This window comes from Cupriavidus sp. 05N38 (genome assembly GCF_056397345.1).
This window is the reverse complement of sequence record NZ_JBFTNF010000120.1, coordinates 1-18071: the sequence shown is the minus strand read 5'-3', so window position 1 is coordinate 18071 and position 18071 is coordinate 1. Positions and strand designations below refer to the sequence as shown.

The following is an 18071-nucleotide window of genomic DNA, read 5'->3' as shown; positions in this document are numbered from 1 at the left end:
TCGCGCTGCGTGAGCAGCTCCGGCACCACCCGGCTATCCGAGCAGGCGATGAACAGGGTGCTGGGGCTCTGGCTGGTGGCCAGGCGCTTGAAGAGGTCCGAGCGCTGGGGGAAGGCGTCGCGCTGGAACTTCAGTACGCCGTCGATGATTTCTTGCATGTCTTTCGCTCCATCGGTTGATCTGGTGTGGATCGGGATTCGATGGAGCAAGAATGGACCGGATCAGCCATAGGGTCCAAGACCGATTCATTATCCAAACCATAGGCAACACCAATAGCTAGAACTGCCGCGGCGGCGGTGCCTTGTGCTTCGCCGGCATGGCCGGGCGTGGCTACGGCAACCGGTGCCGGGTGAGATGGATAGTCATGAAATCGATACGCCACGCCATATCCAGGCCCATGTCCCGCTCCTAACATTGGGCCCATCAACGCAGGGATCCCGCACCGGTCCCGCGCAACCGGGCCCCGGATGGTCTTGCGGTTTGCGCGGTCGGGGCGGCTCCCCGGCACAGGCCATTCAAAGGGAACAGACATGAATACGATTCAGACCGATGTCGCTGTGATCGGCGCGGGTACCGCGGGCCTTGCCGCCTATCGTGCCGCCAGGGCCGCCAGGGCCGCCGGCAAGCGCGCCGTCATCATCGAGGGTGGCCCGTATGGCACCACCTGCGCGCGCGTTGGCTGCATGCCCTCCAAGTTACTGATTGCCGCCGCCGAGGCGGCCCACGAACTGCGCCACACGGCGGCGTTTGGCGTGCATGTCGACGGGCGCATCCGCATCGACGGGCGCGAGGTGATGGATCGGGTCAAGCGCGAGCGCGACCGCTTTGTCTCCTTTGTCGTGCGCGGCGTGGAGAATATCCCGGCCGAAGACCGCATCCGCGGATACGCAAGGTTCGTCGACAACACCGTGCTGCAGGTCGATGAGCACACCACCGTGCGGGCCAGCCGCGTCGTGATTGCCACTGGCTCCAGCCCGGCGGTGCCGGCGCCGCTGCATGTGTTCGGCGAGCGCCTGGTGGTCAACGATGACGTCTTTGCCTGGGACGACCTGCCGCGCAGCGTGGCGGTATTCGGGCCTGGCGTGATCGGGCTCGAGCTTGGCCAGGCACTGTCGCGGCTGGGCGTGCGGGTGCATGTATTCGGCGCGCGGGGCGGCGTGGGCGGATTGTCGGATCCGGCCATCAAGGCCTACGCGGCCCGGACCTTCCAGGACGAGTTCGCGCTGGATCCGGCCGCGCAAGTGACCGGCATGCGCCGCGATGGCGACGAAGCGGTGATCACCTTCATCGACCACGCGGGCCAGAGCGTGACGGAGCGCTTCGAGTATGTGCTGGCGGCAACCGGACGCCACCCCAATGTGCGTGGCCTTGGCCTGGAGAATACCGGGCTGGAACTGGACGCCGGCGGCGTGCCGAGGTTCGACCCGGCAACCCTGCAATGCGGCCACGCCCCGGTCTTTATCGCCGGCGATGCAAACGATATCCTGCCCCTGCTCCACGAAGCGGCCGACGAAGGCAAGGCTGCCGGCGAGAACGCGGCGAACTACCCCGCCATCAAGCCCGTGCCGCGCCGCGCGCCGATCGCCGTGGTGTTCTCCGATCCGCAGATCGCCATGGTCGGACAGCGTTACGCCGACCTGGAGCCGGGCACCTTTGTCAGCGGCGAGGTCAGCTTCGAGGACCAGGGCCGCAGCCGCGTCATGCTGAAGAACCGCGGGCTGATGCACGTCTATGCGGACCGGGCCAGCGGCCGCTTTCTAGGCGCGGAGTGGATTGGCCCCCGCGCCGAGAATATCGCGCACCTGCTGGCCTGGTCCTGCCAGCAGGGACTGAGCATCGACCAGATGCTGGCCATGCCGTTCTATCACCCAGTGGTGGAAGAAGGGCTGCGCACGGCGCTGCGGGACGCGGCGGCGAGGCTACAGCAGTAAGCCGCAGCCTCGCCGGCGGGCGCGCTATGCGGCAGCGCCCGGCCCGTTCTCCGACCAGATATCGCCGGACCGCAGGACGTGGCCGAAATGATGACGCCAGAGCCTGATGCCAAGCCCGCCGGACACATCCAGCGAGGACCCCACCGTGAGGTCTTCGAGCAGAGTGGGTTGCAGCCCGGCATCGAACAAGGCAAAGCCGGCCGCCAGCACGCAGGTTTCGGTCTGGATGCCGCAGACCAGCACCCGGTCGAGGTTCAGGCCTTGCAGATGCGCGATGGTGTCGGGCGAAGGCGCGTAGCCGTGCTTCACGAACACCTGGTCGGCCGCGACCAGGCTGTCGTCTGCCGGCGCCGGCGCCCATCCCAGCTGGCGCCGGAACGGAGTGACGGCTTCATCGTGGCGCTCGACGGTGGCAACGGTTGGCAGCCTGCCGACCAGCGCGGCGACCCGTTCCACCAGCCAGGGCGGCGGGGAGAAGCTCGGCTGGATATCGATGATCAGTAGTGCCTGACGCATGGGCTCCTTGTCTGTCATTGCGCATGTTTCGCCCGGATCATAGAACAGTCACCACGGGTTTCGATAGCCCCGGCCGGCTGATCGTGCCGGCGACCCCGCCCCGGTTAGCCGCGGGCTGAAGGGAAGCTGAGGGGGCCTTCCACGATCTATACTCCACAACGGGAACGGCGGCGGCTGCTCCTGTACCTGATGGAGCACAATCGATTGAAACCCCGGATCCGCCACTTGCGCACTTGCGCCGCTTGCGCCAATCATCCCGCTTGCGCCACCTCCGTCCGCGCCCGCCGTGCGCGCTGTCCTCGCCGCGCCGGACATCAGGCCATCGCCCGCCATGACAACGCCCGCTAACTCCAATGTTCACGTGATCCTGAGCAGCGAGGGTCACTGGACCGTCGCTGTCGAGGGTGTCGGGCGCGTGACAAGCTGCATATCGCGCGAAGCCGCGATCGAGGCCGGCACGGCACTCGCGCTCGAGCACCGCGTCGTCCTCTACGTGCACCTGCGCGATGGCCAGTTCGACTGGTGGAAGGATTTCGGCGACGGCGGAACGTCATCGTCGCTCAACTGAGCGCGGTCAGGCTGCCTCGCCTGCGGCGCGCCGGGCCGCCCCGCGGCCGGAGGCGGGCGCCGGCGCGGAGAAGAAACACGCGCCCGCACCGCCGAGGCGGCGCTGCCTATGCCTATTGCAACTCGATCTTCGCAATCGCGGCCAGCCGCTTCCAGCGTGCGATCTCTTCCTTCTGGTAGTCGCGCAGTTCCGCCGGTGTCGAGAGGATCAGCACGGTGGACTGCCGCTGGTAGTACTCCTTGACGTCGTCGGCTGCGCCGGCAGCGGCGAACAGTTCGCCCAGCCGTTGCGCGATGGGTGCCGGCGTCCTGGCCGATACCGCCGCCGCGACCCAGTTGTAGGCCAGGAAATCGGGCACGCCGGCCTCGGCGGCGCTCGGCACGCCCGGCAGCAACGGCGAGCGCTGGGGCGCGGTATAGGCCAGCGCGCGCACCTTGCCGCCCTTGACCAGCTCGATCGCCCCGCTGGCGTCCACCACGGCGAAATCCACGTTGGCGGCCATCACGCCGTTGATGGCGTCGCCGGCGCCCTTGTACGGCACCGCGGTGGTCTTCATGCGGCTTTGCTCGTTGAGCCATTCGCTGTACAGCGTGTACGAGACCGAGCCGGTGCCATAGTTGAGCGCGCCGGGCCGCTTGCGCGCGTCCTCCACCAGCGCCTTGAGCGTGTGGTACGGCGAGCTGGCGGGAACGATRATCAGGCACGGCCCGCGCGATAGCAGCGTGATGGGTGTGAAGTCGGTCAGCGGGTCGTAGGGCAGCTTGCGGAACGTGGCGGCGTTGGTGGACAGCGTGGAGTTGCTGCCGATGAACACCGTGTAGCCGTCGGCCGGCGCGCTCAGCAGCGTCTGCACGCCGATGAAGCCGTTGCCGCCCGGCTTGTTCTCCACCACCACGCCCTGCCCCGTCAGCTCGCCGATCTTCTTGGCGAACATGCGCGCGGTGGTGTCGGTGCCGCTGCCCGACGGGAACGGTACGATAAAGCGGATCGGCCGGCTGGGAAACGCCGGCTGCTGCGCCAGGACGACGCCGGGAATGGTCGCCAGGGCCGCGGCGGCAAGCGCGCCCTTGCCGGCAAGGCTGGCAAAACGGCGGCGCGAACAGGTGGTGGAGCGGGTCATGCGGTCTGTCTCCTTGGTGCTCCGCCCGGCAGTGGGTTCTCCCGGTGCGGATATGGCATTGATTCACAGCGCGGGGCGGCTGGCCCGCTAGCGCTTCAGGCCCAGCAGGTCACGCGCGATGACCCAGCGGTGCACTTCCGACGGCCCCTCGTAGATGCGCATCAGGCGCGTTTCGTTGGCCATCTGCTGCAGCGGCATTTCCTTGGTCATGCCCATCGCGCCGAAGGCTTGCATGGCGTGGTCGATCACGTCCCAGGCCATCTCGGTGGCGAACACCTTGATCATCGACACCTGGGTGCGCGCCTCGTCGCCGGCGTCGATGCGCGCGGCGGCCTCGTAGGTCATCAGACGGCAGGCATGGATGCGCGTGGCGGCATCGGCCACCCACCACTGGATGGCCTGGCGATCGGCCAGCGCAGCGCCGAAGGTGCGGCGCTGCGGCGCGTACTCGCACAACATGTCGAGGGCGCGCTGGGCGCGGCCGATGCACCAGGCCGCCATCTGCACGCGCCGGCTCGACAGCCGTGCCTGCATCGGCGCGAAGCCCTGGCCTTCCACGCCGAGCAGTTGCGTGCCAGGAATGCGGCAGTCTTCCAGCACCACCTCATAGGTGGAAGCACCGCCGATCATCGGGATGCGCCGCTCCACCTTGAAGCCGGGCGTGCCGCGGTCGACCAGGAAGGCGGAGATGCCTCCGCGCGCGCCGCGCGCCTTGTCGGTCACCGCCATCACGATGGTCCAGTCGGCGCGTGCGGCGCGGCTGATCCAGATCTTGCGGCCGTTGAGCACCCAGTCGTCGCCTTCGCGCTCGGCGCGGGTGGACATCATGGCCGGGTCGCCGCCCGCGCCCGGCTCGGAAATGGCGATGGCGGAGATGGTCTCGCCCCGCGCGTAGGGCTCCAGGTAGCGCGCGCGCTGGGCCTCGTCGGCGGCCTTGAGCAACATGCGCAAGTTGGGCGAATCGGGCGGCAGGTCATAGGGCGTGATGGTCTTGCCCAGTTCCTCGTTGACGCCGACCATGGCCACCACCGGCAGGTCGGCGCCGCCCATCTCGGCCGGCGCGTCCAGGCCCCACAGTCCCAGCTCGCGCGAAAGCCCGTCGAGCCGCGCCTGTTCCTGCGGCAGCAGCGCGAGCTGGCCGCCCTGCGCCTCGCGCGCCAGCACGCCCGCTTCCAGCGGAATCAGCTGCTCGCGCACGAAGCGCGCGACCAGGTCCTTGAGCATCTGGTGCTCTTCGTCCAGTGCGAAATTCATGCCTTGTCTCCTTGTCTTTTGTGCGCCTGCATTGCGGGCTGCATCAGGCCGCGTTCCTGCCGCCCGCCACCAGCGCGATCTCGTCCGGCCCCAGCCCGGCTTCGCGCAGGACTTCCTCGGTGTGCTCGCCCAGCCCGGGCGCATGGCGGCGCAGCGACAGCGGCGTGGCGGAAAACCGCGTCGCCGGCCGCATCTCGCGCAGCGGGCCTTCGGTGGGATGTTCGGTCTGCTGGAACAGCCCCACCGCCGCGAGGTGCGGATGTTGCGGCAATTCGTCCGGCGTGCAGATCGGCGTGGCGGGAATGTCGAGCTCGCCGAACAACGCCATCCACTGCGCCGTGGTGCGCGTGGGCGTGATGTCTCCCAGGTGCTGGTACAGCGCGCGGATATTGGCATTGCGCTGGGCACGGCTGGCGATGTTGTATTTGTCCGCCAGGTCGTCGCGGCCCACCGCGTGGAAGAAGGCCTTCCAGTGGCGGTCGGTATAGGGCAGCGCGCAGATCCAGCCGTCGGCGGTCTGCGCCGGCCGGCGCCCGCCTTGCAGCAGGCGCGCGTAGCCGGCGGCACCGGTGGCCGGCTCGAAGGTGAGCCCGGCCAGGTGCTCGGCCATGACGAAGCTGGCCATGGTTTCGAGCATCGGCACTTCCACCGACTGGCCGCTGCCATGGCGCTCCCGGTGCAGCAGCGCGGCCAGCACGGCGTTGGCCAGGGCCAGCCCGGTGGTCTTGTCCGCGATCAGGYTCGGCACGTATTCCGGACGGCCACCCGCGGCCGAGCCCAGCGCCACCAGCCCGCAGGCGGCCTGGATGATGTCGTCGAAGGCTGGCTTGTCGCGATGCGGTCCGTCCTGGCCGAAGCCGGTGGCCACGCAGTAGACGATGCGCGGATTGAGCGCCGCCACCGCGGCATAGCCGAAGCCCAGCCGCTCGATGGCGGCCACGCGCATATTGTGGACCAGCACGTCGGCACCGGCGATCAGGCGGCGCAGCGCGGCCGCGCCCGCGGGCGTCTTCAGGTCCAGCACCACGGAGCGCTTGTTGCGGTTGAGCGCCAGGTAGATCGAGCTCATGCCGGCATGACGCGAGACGCCGTTGGCGCGCATCAGGTCGCCCTCCGGGCCTTCAACCTTGATCACGTCGGCACCCAGGTCGGCCAGCGCCTGCGTGGCCAGCGGGCCCAGCACGACCGAGGTCAGGTCGAGCACGCGGATGCCGTCCAGCGGGCCGGCCGAAGCCGGAGTTGGCTTGTGCATGTGGCCTCCCTCAGCGGCGCTGGAATACTGGCGCACGCCGCTCGGCCATGGCCGCCACGCCTTCGCGGAAGTCGTCGGTGGCGAACTGCACGCGCTGGATGGACAGCTCGCGCCGGTTGGCCTCGGCGATGCGGTCGGCCAGGCCGAGGCGCAGCGTCTCGCGCGTGCTTTCCACGGCCAGCGGGGCCGACGCCGCGATCTCGTGCGCCAGCGCCAGCGCGCGCGCGCGCACTTCGCCCTGTGCCACCAGTTCATCGGCCAGTCCGATGCGCACCGCCTCCTCGCCGCCGATGCGCCGGCCGGTATAGAACAGCAGCGCGGCCTGTTGTTCGCCCACCAGGCGCGGCAGCGTCACGCTCATGCCGAAGCCGGGATGAAAGCCCAGCCGGTTGAAGCTGGCGCTGAAGCGCGCCTGCGGGCAGGTCACGCGAAAATCCGCCACCAGCGCCAGGCCCCACCGGACGACAGCACCACCGCGCGGCAGCTGTCGTCCTCGTCGAGCTGCAGCAGCATTTCGGCCAGCCGGCGCATGACATCGGCGTCGACGAAATTGTGGGGTGGGCGGGAGATCTCGATCTGCGCGACGTGCTGGTCGCGGGACAGATGGATTTTCGGCTGGGATGCCAAGGTCATGGCGAAGGCTCCGGGTGGATGATGGAGAACGGGGAAAGGCCGCGCCGCCGCTTGCCGGCGCCGCACCACTAGCCGACAGTATTCGCCGATGCCGTCGGCGGCGCTACACTACAATTTCGGATACCGAAATTACTGGCGGCTCGCAAGGTGCGCCAATCCACTCGCATGCCCGCTGCCACCTCGACCCGCCAGATCACGCACAGCACCGGCCGTTTCACCCGCCAGACCGAAGGCAGCCAGTCGCTCGAGCGCGGCCTGACGCTGCTGCGTGCCTTTCGCGTCGGCTCCTCCAGCCTGACCAACGCCGACCTGGCCGCCCGTACGGGCCTGCCGCGTCCTACCGTGAGCCGGCTCACGCGCTCGCTGGTCGATGCCGGATTCCTGCACTACGACACCACCGAGCGTGCCTACCGGCTGGCGGCCGTGGTGCTGAGCCTGGCCGATGCGTTCCGCCATGCCACCGTGGTGGCGGATATCGCCCTGCCGCTGATGCGCAAGATCGCCGAGGCGGAGAAGGTCAACGTGGGGCTGGCGGTCGGCGACCAGACTGCGATGGTCTACCTGGCATCGGTACGCCACAGCCGCGACAGCGTGTCGCGCACGCGGCGCGTGGCGCCTGGCACGCGCGTGCCGATGGAGCTGACGGCGATCGGCCTGGCCTATCTGGCCGCGCTGCCCGCCGGCGTGCGCGAAGACCTGGTTGGCAAGATCGCCGAGAAGGCCGGCGAGCAATGGCCAGGTTTGCGCAGGGAGGTGAGGCGGGGCATCGCGCAGGCACAGGCGCTGGGCTATTGCAGCGCCAACTACCAGCCCGGTCACCTGACCGCCGTGGGCGCGGCCTTCCGCGGGCCGGACCATCAATGGTACGGACTCAATATCAGCTTTCCGCACAAGGCCAGCGAGAAGCCGCGCGATGTCGAACGCTACGCGCCGCTGCTGCTCGGCCTGATCGCGCAGATTGTGGCGGCCTGCGGAGATGGCGCGGCCGCGTGAATGCAGCCCGGCAGGGCTCAGGCGCCGGCGTGCGGCGGCTTAAGCAGCGGCATCGGCATCAGCAGCGGCATCGGCGGCGGCAACGTTCGCCGGCTCCGGCGGGCGGTTGCGTCGTTCGGCATGGGGTTCCGGGCATCGCACAGGCGCGGTGTCCGGGCGCGGCCAACGCGGCCAACATCACGGCCCGGTGATCGGCAGGTGCCAACGGATGCGTGCTTGCGCCGCGTCGCACGCAACGGCACGCGGCTCCGTGCCGGATGGCGCTTGCATCACCATCCCTGCCCTCGCCGCCACGGCGACGGCGACGAAAATTGCATTTTTCGCAAATATCATATTCATTAGCTAGGGAAGCCAGAACGGATGAATAAACACAGGCCCCCGCTTCGCGGGCCGCCAGCATTGCCTTGCCGGGACCGGTGCGGTGCGCCGTCGCGCGCCTTTGCGCAAAGCCCGGACCTGCGGGGAGGGACCATGATCACCATCGCGCTGAAAGCTGCACCGCGCCGCGACTGCGAGGCGTTGTTCAGCAGCGGCCAGGTCAACCCCACCCGCGTTGCCCCGCTGCCAGCGCGCTCCAGGTCGCTGGTGCTGCCAGGCGATCGGCGCGATTGCGCGTAGCCGGCCAGACGCCCATGCCCCGCAACTACTCGGAACTCGAGATCGTCATCGGTACGGATAGCGATGGCAGGTACGAGGTGGAAGCGCGGCATCGCGTGCCGGAGGGCGACGCCATCACGCCGCGCGTGCCGCTGGCGCTGGCGCCGGACGCGCCTGCGCTGCGCGATGCCGATCCGCAGGTTTGCGGGCGCGCCCTCGCAGCCAGCCTGTTCGCCGACCCGGTGGTGCGCGACGCCTTCGTGGCCGCGCAAGCCGCGGCGGACGAGCGCCGCCTGGACCTGCGCGTGCGACTGCGTATCAGCGTGGAGGCGCGCGAGCTGCACGCGCTGCCCTGGGAAACCCTGTTCGACCCCGCCGGCGAGCACGCACTCTTCATCGCGCAGCGCTGCTTCTTCTCGCGCTATCTGTTCGCGCGCGAGATGCGCCTGCCCAAGCTGCGCGCCAAGAACGACGTGACGGCCGTGGTGGTGGTGGCCAATCCGAGCGGACTCGGCCCGGAACTGACGCCGATCGACGCGCCGGGCGAGGCCGCGCGGGCCGCCGCCGCGCTGGCTCCGGTGCCGGTCACGGTTCTCGCCGAACCCGGGCAGGCGTCGGTGGAGCGCTTGCTGAGCGCGCTGCGCGACGGCGTGGACGTGCTCTATCTCGTCTGCCACGGGGCGCTGGTGGACGGCGAGCCCATGTTGTGGCTCGAACGCATCGATGGCTCGCGCGACCTGGTGCCCGGCAGCGTGCTGGTCAACCGCATCGGCACCCTGGACCGCCCGCCCGGCCTGGTTGTGCTGTGCTCCTGCCAGAGCGCCGGCGCGGGCGCCGCGCGCGGCGGCAGTACACTGATGGCGCTGGGCCCGCTGCTGGCGCAGGCCGGAGTGCCGGCGGTGCTGGCCATGCAGGGCAATGTGGGCATGGCCACCATGAGTGCCTTCATGCCGGTGTTCTTCGGCGAGCTGCGCGATCACGGCGAGGTGGACCGCGCGGCCGGCGTGGCGCGCGCGGCGGTCAGCCAGTTCCCTGACTGGTGGATGCCGGCGGTGTTCACGCGGCTCGACAGCGGCCGCATCTTCTACCCGCCGGGCTTCGGTCCAGACGAAGGTGACGGCACCGATGCCTGGCACGCCGTCATCGAGAATATCCAGCATGGCGAGACCACGCCCATACTCGGCCCGGCGATGAGCGAGACGGTGTTCGGCTCGCGCCTGCAGCTGGCGCAGATGTGGGCCGAGGCCTATCACTTCCCCATGGCGGCGCACGAGCGCGATGAACTGCCGCAGGTGGCGCAATACCTGGCGGTGTCCCAGCAAGGCGTGTTTCCGCGCCGGTTGTTCTACAAGTTCGCCTACCAGCACCTGTGCCAGCAGTACCGCGACATCCTTCCGCCGGCGCTCTGCGCGCTGCGCAACGAAGACATCATCGCCCAGCTCGGCGACGTGGTCTGCGCGGTGGGACGCGCGCAGCGCCAGCAGGATGGCAATAACCCGTACCGCGCCATGGCCCGGCTCAAGCTGCCGGTCTACCTGACGACGGACCCCAGCGACCTGCTGGCCGACGCCCTGCGCGAAGGCGGCGCCGATCCCGGCATCCGGCTGTGCCGCTGGAACCGCCAGGCCGAAGCCTGCGACGACACGCTGGCCGAAGGCCGCAAGCGCGCCAATCCCAGCGCGCAGGCGCCGATGGTGCTCAAGCTGTTCGGCGATCTGCGCGAGCCCGGCTCGCTGGTGCTCACCGAGGACCAGTACTTCGACTACCTCACCAGCGTCTCGGTCAACCGCAATGCGATACCGCTTTCCGTGCGCGCACGGCTCAACGACAGCGCGCTGCTGTTCGTCGGCTTCGACGTGCAGTCGTGGGAATTCCGCATCCTGTTCCGCAGCATCCTCAACCTGGAGGGCGCGGATCTGCGCCAGGAGTACCAGCACCTGTCCGCCCAGCTCGACCCCAACAGCATCGTCGACCCGGTCAGCGCGCGGCGCTACCTGGAGCGCTACTTCCAGGACAAGGCGCGCCTGAAGCTGTACTGGGGCGACGTGGGCATGTTCACCACCGAACTGTTGCGGCGCCTGGAAGGATGAGATGGCAGCCAATCCCGCTCCCGCCAACGCCGCACCCGAGACCCCCGAGCCACGCGCCAGCGCGCGCGGGCCCTATATCGGGCCGATGCCGCTGGGCGAGACCGACCCGATCTTCGGCCGCGACGCGGAGATCGGGGAACTGCGCGACCGCCTCATCGCCGACCGCGTCGTCCTGCTGTATTCGCCCTCCGGCGCGGGCAAGAGCTCGCTGATCGAGGCCGGGCTGCGCCCGCGCCTGGCGGACCGCTTCGACGTGCTGCCGACCGCGCGCGTGAGCGTGCCGTACGAGGGCGAGAACCGCTACGTCACCAGCGTGCTGCACTGCTGGGCCGCGCGCAGCGAACTCAGGCCGCGCCCGGACGATACGCTGCTGTCCTGCCTGGCGCGCCTGGAAGACCAGAGCACGGGCGGCCGCACGCGGCGGCTGCTGATCGTGCTCGACCAGTTCGAGGAGATCTTCACGCTCGACAGTACCGACACCGGCGCGAAGCAGGCCTTCTTCGCGCAACTGGGCGAACTGCTGGGCCGCAGCGGCAGCCCGGTCTGGGCCCTGGTGGCGATGCGGGAGGAGTATTTTTCGTGGCTGGACGCCTACCGCGACCTGGTACCGACGCGCCTCACGAACACCATGCGCATCGACTTGCTGTCGAGGGAGCAGGCGCTGGAAGCCCTGCGCGGCCCGGCTATGGCGGCCGGCGTGGACTTCCGCGAAGACGCCGCGCGCCGGCTCGTGAAGGACCTCGCCCAGGTGCGCACGCGCGACGCCGCCGGCCAGGTCAGCCTGCGCGAGGGGCGCTTCGTCGAGCCCGTGCAGTTGCAGGTGGTTGCCCTGAGCCTGTGGCAGGCGTGCTTCGGGCCGGACGGGCCGCCCGCGGGCGGGGGCACCATCACGCTCGAGCAGGTGCAGCAGCTCGATACCAGCGCGGCGCTCGCCTCCTACTGCAATATGACGCTGGACGCGGCCAGCGGCACGCGGCTGCGCCAGCGCGTGGTGCGCGACTGGATCGAAAACAGCCTGATCACCGCCAACAATATGCGTGCCCAGGCAACGCTCGATGCAGGCTTGCGCAACTCCCCCACCGCGGCCGAGCTCGACATCCTGCAGCAATATCACCTGGTGCGCGCACAGAGCCGCCAGGACGCACAATGGCTCGAACTGGCGCACGACCGGCTGATCGAGCCGGTCCGCGCCAGCAATGCGCAGTGGCGCACCCAGTACCTGCCGCACTGGAAGCAGCTGGCGCGGGCGTGGGCGCTGTCGGGCGAGAACCCGGGCGTGTTCGGCAAGCTCACCTCCACCGAGGAACTCGACGACACCCTGCTCGAAGCGGAAGACCGGCACAGCGAAGCAGAGAACCGCTTCCTGGCCGCCTACCAGCGCCATCGCGCCGAGTGCGAGCGCGCCCGGCGCTGGCACATCTTCGGCTACTCGCTGGCGGGCGCCACGCTGCTGTTCCTCATCGTGGTGGTGGTGCTGGCGTGGCAGTTGCGCACGACCAAGCAGGACCTCGCCATGCAGAACGCCTTGTTCTCCCTGCTCAGCTCGCGACCGGCGCCGGACGCCGCGCTGCTGGCCGCGGTCGAAGGCACGCGCGGCCAACACAGCCATAAGCGTCCGGAAGCCTTCGATTTCCGGCGCTCGCTGGTCGGCACGATGAACCGCGCCCGCCATATCGAGACCTACCTCGCGCGCGCGGACCAGCAGATGCTGGCGGTGCAGGCCGATGCCGGCTATCGGGTCAGCGCGCGCCTGGGCGGTGGCCACTGGATCGTGGATATCACCGGGCTCGGTCCCGGCGGGCATACCGTGCGGCTCGACGAGACCGCGCTGCGCAACCAGCATCCCGAGGGCGTGCGCGTGGTCGCGCTGACGGGGGCCGGCACGCTGGCCACCGGCGGGCAGGACGGCAGCGTGGCGCTGTGGAATATCGCCCAGCCGGCACGCGCGACGGTACTGTCGCTGCCGGCGGGGGCCAGGCGCGAAGGCGGATGGGGTCCGGTCTCCGCGCTGTCCGGCGACGGCCAGCGGCTGGTGGCGGGCTACGACCGCGGCCGCATTGCGGTGTGGGATCTCACCAAGGCCGGGGACACCTGGCGCAGCCCGATTGCAAGCGGGCGCGCGCACGCGCTGCGCGTCACCGACGTTGCGCTGTTCGGCCAGGGCCGGCAGCTTGCCACGGCGGGGCGCGATGGCAAGGCCAGGCTGTGGCGCCTGCCGGATGATGCGCAGGCAGCGCCGGCGGTGCTGGGCACACCCGAGCAGGAGCTGGCCGCGCCGGCCGACAACACCGACTGGTTCGCCGGCTACCACAGCATCGCCGTCAGTCCGGACGGCAGCCTTGCCGTGGCCGGCACGCGCGGCGGCCGCATCAGCGTGTGGCGCACCGCCGATGGCACGCTGTGGCCGCGTGCGCTGCTGGGCCACGACGACGCCGTGGTGCAGCTGGTGTTTACCGACGACGGGCAATTGCTCTCGGGCGGCTGGGACGGCCGCGTGATCCGCTGGCGGCTCGAACCTGAGCGCATGCAATTCACGCGCAACGAGCTGCTCGACCTGCCAAGCCAGATCACCGGACTCGCGCTGGCGGGCAAGGACCAGCGCCTCCTGGCATCGACCGATCAAGGCGAACTGCTGCAGATGCGCTTCGACGCGCCGCGGCACCCGATGGCTACCATCGTTTCGCGCGGGCAGGACAGCGCGCCCCCGCTGCTGCTGGCGCTGGCCGGCATCGCCCCGCCTCTGGTTGCCGCGACCGAGAACGGCAAGCTCGTCCTGCTCCAGACCGAGGCGGGCAAGCCGGCCAGCAGGCGGCCCGTCGCCCTGCCGGCCGCCCCCGTGCGGGCGCTGGACTGGGCACGCGGCGCGCGGCGTCTTGCGGTGGCCGATGACAACGGCCAGATCTGGCTGCTCGCGGCCGACGGCAGCGGCAAGGCCATCCTGCCCGGCGTCATGGCCGGTGCCGGCGCCCGCCTGACACTCAGCGAGGACGGCCGCCTGCTGGCAATCCGCTCTGGCGAACCGGCCGAGGACCGTCGCCTCGAACTCTGGCGCCTGGCGCCCGATGCCGGCGCGGCCGCGCCGGCAGGATCTGGCTCTACCGCCACCCCAGCCGCGCCATCGACCGCCGCCGACGCCGCCACCTGCCGCATCCCGCTGCCCGATCCGCTCGTGCACGCCGCCTATGCCACCTTCAGGCCGGGAACGGCCGAGCTGGCCGTGGCCGAGGACGACAAGATCAGCCTGTGGCGGATCGGCCCACCCGGCGCCGATTGCCTGGATACCAAAGCGATCCTGGTCCAGCGCTTCGAGGCGTTGCCGCGCGGCCAGATCACCAGCCTTGCCTTCGACGCGCGCGGCGCCACGCTGGTGGCCGGCAACTATCTCGGCAAGGTGTACCGGCTGGCGCTGCCCAAGGCTGCCGCGGCCTTGCCGCCGCCGGCGCAGGCCGCACCCATCATCCTCAAGCAGGATGCGGCAGGCGTCATTACCGCGCTGGCCGTGCCCGACGCGCCGTTTGTCGTCGCCGGGGACGACCACGGCAATCTCTTCCTGCTCGATCGCGAGACCGACCGGCCGCTGCCCATCCCGCAGACACTGTATCGCGACCAGCGGCAACCGATCGCCGCGCTCTCCGTGAGCGATGACGGGCGCTGGCTATACGCCGCGGGGACCGCGCTGGCGGCGATCTGGGACCTGGACATGGAGCAATGGCGCAGGCAAGCCTGCGCCATTGCCGGCGGCGGCTTTACCGCCAGACAGAAAGCGGATTTCTTCCCGGGCGATACACCGCAGCCAAGCGCATGCGAGCCGCGCTGAGCGCGCCGGGCACCACGGACTGGCCGGCGCATCGACAAAGATCCGCCGGCCAGGTTCTCAGACGAGGGATTTCTCATGCCAATCCAGGACATTGCCGGCAGCAGCGCCACCTACGCCCTGCTGGCGCTCGACGAGGCAGGCAACGAACGCAGCGACGACCCCGACGGCACCGGCGGATACCTGTCCGCGCGGCTGCTGGAACAATGGCAGGCCGCACCGCCTACCGATGTCTTTTTCTGGAGCCACGGCTGGCAGGGCGACCTGCCAGCGGCGCGCGCGCAGTACGACCGCTGGATCGGCGCTTTCTCGCGCAGTGTCGGCGACGAGCAGGAAATGCGCGCGCGGCATCCGGGCCTGGCCGTTGCCCACATCGGCCTGCACTGGCCCAGCCTGCCCTGGGGGGACGAGGAGATGGGCGACGGTGCCAGCTTTGCGCCGCAGGCTGGCGGCGGCCCGCAGGCAATGATCGACACCTATGCGCAGCGCCTCGGCGATACCCCGGCCGTGCGCGCCGCGCTCGCCGCCATCTTCGAAGCCGCACGCACCCAGGCCGATGCCGCCAGCCTGCCGCAGGACGCGCGCCAGGCCTACCGGCAGCTCGACCAGGCGCTTGCGCTCGGCAGCGCGGGCGTGGGCGGTGACGCCGGCTCCGACCGGCTGCCCTTCGATCCCGATGCCGCCTTCGCCGAAGCCAGCCAGCTCGGCGCCGCCTTCGGCGGTAGCGGCTTGCTGGGCGGGATCCTGGCGCCACTGCGCCAGCTGTCCTTCTGGAGCATGAAAAAACGGGGGCAGACCGTCGGCGAGCAAGGCGTGCATGCCCTGCTGAACCGCATCGAGGACGCGCTTCCGGGCGCGCGCATGCACCTGATGGGCCACAGCTTCGGCGCCGTCGTCATGTCCGCCACGCTGGGCGGCCCAGGCGGGACCGCGGCGCTGCGCCGCCCGGTGGCTTCGTGCGTGCTGGTGCAGGGCGCGATGTCGCTCTGGGCCTATGCGCCGGACATCCCGGTACGGCCAGGCACGGCTGGCTACTGCCGCCACCTGCTGGAAGATGGCAAGGTCAGCGGCCCGCTGGTGGTCACCCGCTCCCGGCATGACAGCGCGGTCGGCACCTTCTATCCGTGGGCCGCGGGCGTGGCCGGCCAGGTTGCCTTCGATCCGGCGCAGGCCTATCCCACCTTCGGGGCGATCGGCGCCTTCGGCATCCAGGGCGTGGATGGCAGCGCGGACGCGGCCATGATGCCTTACGACGGGCGCTACGACATGGCGCGCGGCAAGGTGCTCAACATCGAAGCCAGCGAATTCATCTGCCACAAGAGCGGGGTCTCGGGCGCGCACAACGATATCGACGGCCCCGAGGTGGCCCACCTGATCTGGCAGGCCGCACTGACCGGAGCGGCATCATGAGCCCGGCACCGGAACCGACGCCGGCCGGCGGCGGCGACTCCATGCCGCTCCCGCTCGGCATCCAGGCTGACACCGGGCGGCCGCTGGCGGAACTCGATGCGCAGGGCATCGAGGCCTTCGCCGCGCACGAGCAGGCCGGCCGCCGCGCGCCAGAACGGGCCGCGGAGAAGGCCCGGCAGGCCGACACCTATGCCGTCCTGGGCGACATCGACGGCGACAAGCTGGGCGAGGCCGGCTGGGGCCTGCTATTCCCCTCCGACGTCGATCCCGCGCCTTACCTGGATGCGCTGGCGCCTCTGATCGCCTGGCGGCGGCGCGAGGCGGGCGATATCACGGTGTTCCAGGGCGCCGACGGCTGCCTGCCGGGCGAGACCGCCGCGACCTGGCTGGCACGGCACAAGGTCTCGCTCAACGTGGTCGATCCCGCGCTGGGCGTGCCCTATTACCTCGTCCTGATCGGCCCCCCCGGCAAGATCTCGTTTGCCTTCCAGTACACGCTCGACCTCTACTGGGCGGTCGGCCGGCTGGACTTTCAGGAGATGGCGGATTTCCGCAGTTATGCGGACAGCGTCGTTGCCTATGAAACCGCCGCCAGCGTGGCGGCTCGCCGCAGCATCGCGCTGTTCGCCACCTGCCACGACTTCGACCGCGCCACCCAGCTGCTCACGCGGCAACTGGCCACACCGCTCGGCCAGGGCACCGCGCAGGCCAAGCCCTTGGGCGAACGCCAGGGCTTCTCGATGCAGGCGTTGCTGGGCGAAGCCGCCAGCAAAGCCGCCCTCACCGACGTCCTGCGCGGCAAAAGCCCCGGTGGCCAGCCTGCCCTGCTCTTCACCGGCTCCCATGGCATGGCCTTGCGCGCCGACGACGCGCGCCTCGCCGACACCCAGGGTGCCCTGGTCTGCCAGGACTGGCCCGGCTACGGCAAGATCGGTCCCGAGCACTGGTTCGCCGCGCAGGACGTCCCCGACGACGCGCAGTGTCACGGGCTTATCCAGTTCTGTTTTGCCTGTTTTGGCGCAGGATGCCCGGAATTCGACAATTTTAGCGGCATCTCCGCAGGCAGCGCGGGTGTTCCTGCCCGCCTCGCACCCGCCCCTTTCACCGCGCGCCTGCCGCAGCGCCTGCTCGCGCATCGCCATGGCGGCGCCCTCGCCGTGCTCGGGCATGTCGACCGGGCATGGGCCTACGGCTTCCAGTCCGAGCGTGCCGATCCGCAGACGCAGGGATTCCGCGATGTGGTCGGCAGCCTGTTGCGTGGCGAGCGTGTTGGGCAGGCCACCGATCGCTTCAATATCCGCTGGGCCGCGCTGAGCACGGAGCTGGCCGACCTGCTGCGCGACCGCTGCGCGGGGGCCGCGGTACCGGATACCGATATCGCGCTGCGATGGGTGGCGCGCGATGACGCGCGCAATTATGTGGTGCTGGGAGATCCGGCCGTGCGGCTGAGGGTACGGGATATGGCCGCGACCGGCGCACCGACGGGCTAGACGGGCATTTCGGGACCGCAACACCGCCGCCGCGGACCGGTTGCTGCAAATTGGTCGCTATAAATCAGCCGCCCCAAAAGCAAAACCCCCCAGTACTTGCGTACTGGGGGGGTTCAAGGGAGAGCCTGGCGATTACCTACTTTCACACGGGTAATCCGCACTATCATCGGCGTGGAGTCGTTTCACGGTCCTGTTCGGGATGGGAAGGGGTGGTTCCAACTCGCTATGGTCACCAGGCATAAACGGTGTGCCGTGCYGGSGTTGAGCCAGCACAGCAAATAGGGATGTAGTCAGGTTGCGAGGTATCGGCCGAGCTTTGCTAGCGGCACGCGATACGTCATACCAGGAGAAACACACTGGTTATAGGATCAAGCCTTACGGGCAATTAGTACTGGTTAGCTTA

Annotated in this window: 12 protein-coding genes, 1 rRNA gene and 2 pseudogenes; 8 read left to right on the top strand and 7 right to left on the bottom strand. The window is 69.7% G+C overall.

Features of this window, described 5'->3' with window-relative positions:
• Window positions 1-158, bottom strand: a pseudogene (locus AC1DK4_RS39620) (carbonic anhydrase); the annotation flags it as partial.
• A 372-nt stretch (window positions 159-530) separates the two neighbouring features.
• Here AC1DK4_RS39620 and AC1DK4_RS39615 point away from each other — a divergent pair.
• Complete coding sequence (locus AC1DK4_RS39615) at window positions 531-1931, top strand: dihydrolipoyl dehydrogenase (RefSeq protein ID WP_441643632.1); 1401 nt, start codon at window positions 531-533, stop codon at window positions 1929-1931.
• Between the two features lie 24 nt (window positions 1932-1955).
• Here the strand turns inward: AC1DK4_RS39615 and AC1DK4_RS39610 are convergent, their stop codons facing one another.
• The gene (locus AC1DK4_RS39610; protein WP_441612746.1) at window positions 1956-2447 is read right to left on the bottom strand and encodes a cysteine hydrolase family protein; all 492 of its coding nucleotides are present in this window, start codon (window positions 2445-2447) and stop codon (window positions 1956-1958) included.
• Window positions 2448-2778: 331 nt separating this feature from the next.
• On the opposite strand from AC1DK4_RS39610, the gene AC1DK4_RS39605 reads away from it, so the two are divergent.
• The gene (locus tag AC1DK4_RS39605) at window positions 2779-3015 is read left to right on the top strand and encodes a DUF2188 domain-containing protein (RefSeq protein ID WP_441612745.1); all 237 of its coding nucleotides are present in this window, start codon (window positions 2779-2781) and stop codon (window positions 3013-3015) included.
• A gap of 112 nt (window positions 3016-3127) precedes the next feature.
• Here the strand turns inward: AC1DK4_RS39605 and AC1DK4_RS39600 are convergent, their stop codons facing one another.
• The 4 genes and pseudogenes from AC1DK4_RS39600 to AC1DK4_RS39585 all read right to left on the bottom strand — a co-directional run bounded on the left by AC1DK4_RS39600 (window position 3128) and on the right by AC1DK4_RS39585 (window position 7274).
• A complete protein-coding gene (locus AC1DK4_RS39600) occupies window positions 3128-4135 on the bottom strand; it encodes a Bug family tripartite tricarboxylate transporter substrate binding protein (RefSeq protein WP_441612744.1) in 1008 nt (335 codons plus the stop codon).
• An 87-nt stretch (window positions 4136-4222) separates the two neighbouring features.
• Window positions 4223-5389 (bottom strand): acyl-CoA dehydrogenase family protein, encoded by a 1167-nt coding sequence (locus AC1DK4_RS39595; protein ID WP_441612743.1) that lies wholly within the window; start codon window positions 5387-5389, stop codon window positions 4223-4225.
• Window positions 5390-5432: 43 nt separating this feature from the next.
• Window positions 5433-6641 carry a CaiB/BaiF CoA transferase family protein gene (locus AC1DK4_RS39590; protein ID WP_477132213.1) on the bottom strand — a complete coding sequence of 403 codons (1209 nt, stop codon included), beginning with the start codon at window positions 6639-6641 and terminating at the stop codon, window positions 5433-5435.
• 10 nt (window positions 6642-6651) lie between these two features.
• Window positions 6652-7274 (bottom strand): annotated as a pseudogene (locus AC1DK4_RS39585) (enoyl-CoA hydratase/isomerase family protein).
• Window positions 7275-7439: 165 nt separating this feature from the next.
• Between AC1DK4_RS39585 and AC1DK4_RS39580 the strand changes: the two are divergent.
• The 6 genes from AC1DK4_RS39580 to AC1DK4_RS39555 all read left to right on the top strand — a co-directional run bounded on the left by AC1DK4_RS39580 (window position 7440) and on the right by AC1DK4_RS39555 (window position 17668).
• Entirely contained in the window at window positions 7440-8267 is an 828-nt protein-coding gene (locus AC1DK4_RS39580) for an IclR family transcriptional regulator (protein ID WP_441612740.1), read from the top strand.
• A gap of 471 nt (window positions 8268-8738) precedes the next feature.
• Window positions 8739-8885 carry a hypothetical protein gene (locus AC1DK4_RS39575; RefSeq protein ID WP_441612739.1) on the top strand — a complete coding sequence of 49 codons (147 nt, stop codon included), beginning with the start codon at window positions 8739-8741 and terminating at the stop codon, window positions 8883-8885.
• Window positions 8886-8899: 14 nt separating this feature from the next.
• Entirely contained in the window at window positions 8900-10954 is a 2055-nt protein-coding gene (locus tag AC1DK4_RS39570; protein WP_441612738.1) for a CHAT domain-containing protein, read from the top strand.
• Between the two features lies 1 nt (window position 10955).
• A complete protein-coding gene (locus tag AC1DK4_RS39565; RefSeq protein ID WP_441612737.1) occupies window positions 10956-14771 on the top strand; it encodes a WD40 repeat domain-containing protein in 3816 nt (1271 codons plus the stop codon).
• Between the two features lie 75 nt (window positions 14772-14846).
• Window positions 14847-16178, top strand: coding sequence for a hypothetical protein (locus tag AC1DK4_RS39560; RefSeq protein WP_441612736.1), 1332 nt, complete (start codon window positions 14847-14849; stop codon window positions 16176-16178).
• On the top strand, window positions 16175-17668 hold the full coding sequence (locus AC1DK4_RS39555; protein ID WP_441612735.1) for a C25 family cysteine peptidase: 1494 nt from the start codon (window positions 16175-16177) through the stop codon (window positions 17666-17668). Before AC1DK4_RS39560 ends, AC1DK4_RS39555 begins: the two co-directional genes overlap by 4 nt.
• A gap of 123 nt (window positions 17669-17791) precedes the next feature.
• On the opposite strand, the gene rrf is transcribed toward AC1DK4_RS39555, so the two are convergent.
• Window positions 17792-17905: ribosomal RNA gene (rrf, locus tag AC1DK4_RS39550) — 5S ribosomal RNA — on the bottom strand.
• Between the last annotated feature and the right edge of the window lie 166 nt (window positions 17906-18071).

Excerpts from the sequence above, each read along its gene's own strand:
- AC1DK4_RS39610 (WP_441612746.1), bottom strand. The coding sequence starts at position 2,447 with ATGCGTCAGGCACTACTGATCATCGATATCCAGCCGAGCTTCTCCCCG.
- AC1DK4_RS39595 (WP_441612743.1), bottom strand. The coding sequence starts at position 5,389 with ATGAATTTCGCACTGGACGAAGAGCACCAGATGCTCAAGGACCTGGTC.
- AC1DK4_RS39575 (WP_441612739.1), top strand. The coding sequence starts at position 8,739 with ATGATCACCATCGCGCTGAAAGCTGCACCGCGCCGCGACTGCGAGGCG.
- AC1DK4_RS39570 (WP_441612738.1), top strand. The coding sequence starts at position 8,900 with ATGCCCCGCAACTACTCGGAACTCGAGATCGTCATCGGTACGGATAGC.
- AC1DK4_RS39580 (WP_441612740.1), top strand. The coding sequence starts at position 7,440 with ATGCCCGCTGCCACCTCGACCCGCCAGATCACGCACAGCACCGGCCGT.
- AC1DK4_RS39605 (WP_441612745.1), top strand. The coding sequence starts at position 2,779 with ATGACAACGCCCGCTAACTCCAATGTTCACGTGATCCTGAGCAGCGAG.
- AC1DK4_RS39615 (WP_441643632.1), top strand. The coding sequence starts at position 531 with ATGAATACGATTCAGACCGATGTCGCTGTGATCGGCGCGGGTACCGCG.
- AC1DK4_RS39560 (WP_441612736.1), top strand. The coding sequence starts at position 14,847 with ATGCCAATCCAGGACATTGCCGGCAGCAGCGCCACCTACGCCCTGCTG.
- AC1DK4_RS39565 (WP_441612737.1), top strand. The coding sequence starts at position 10,956 with ATGGCAGCCAATCCCGCTCCCGCCAACGCCGCACCCGAGACCCCCGAG.
- AC1DK4_RS39555 (WP_441612735.1), top strand. The coding sequence starts at position 16,175 with ATGAGCCCGGCACCGGAACCGACGCCGGCCGGCGGCGGCGACTCCATG.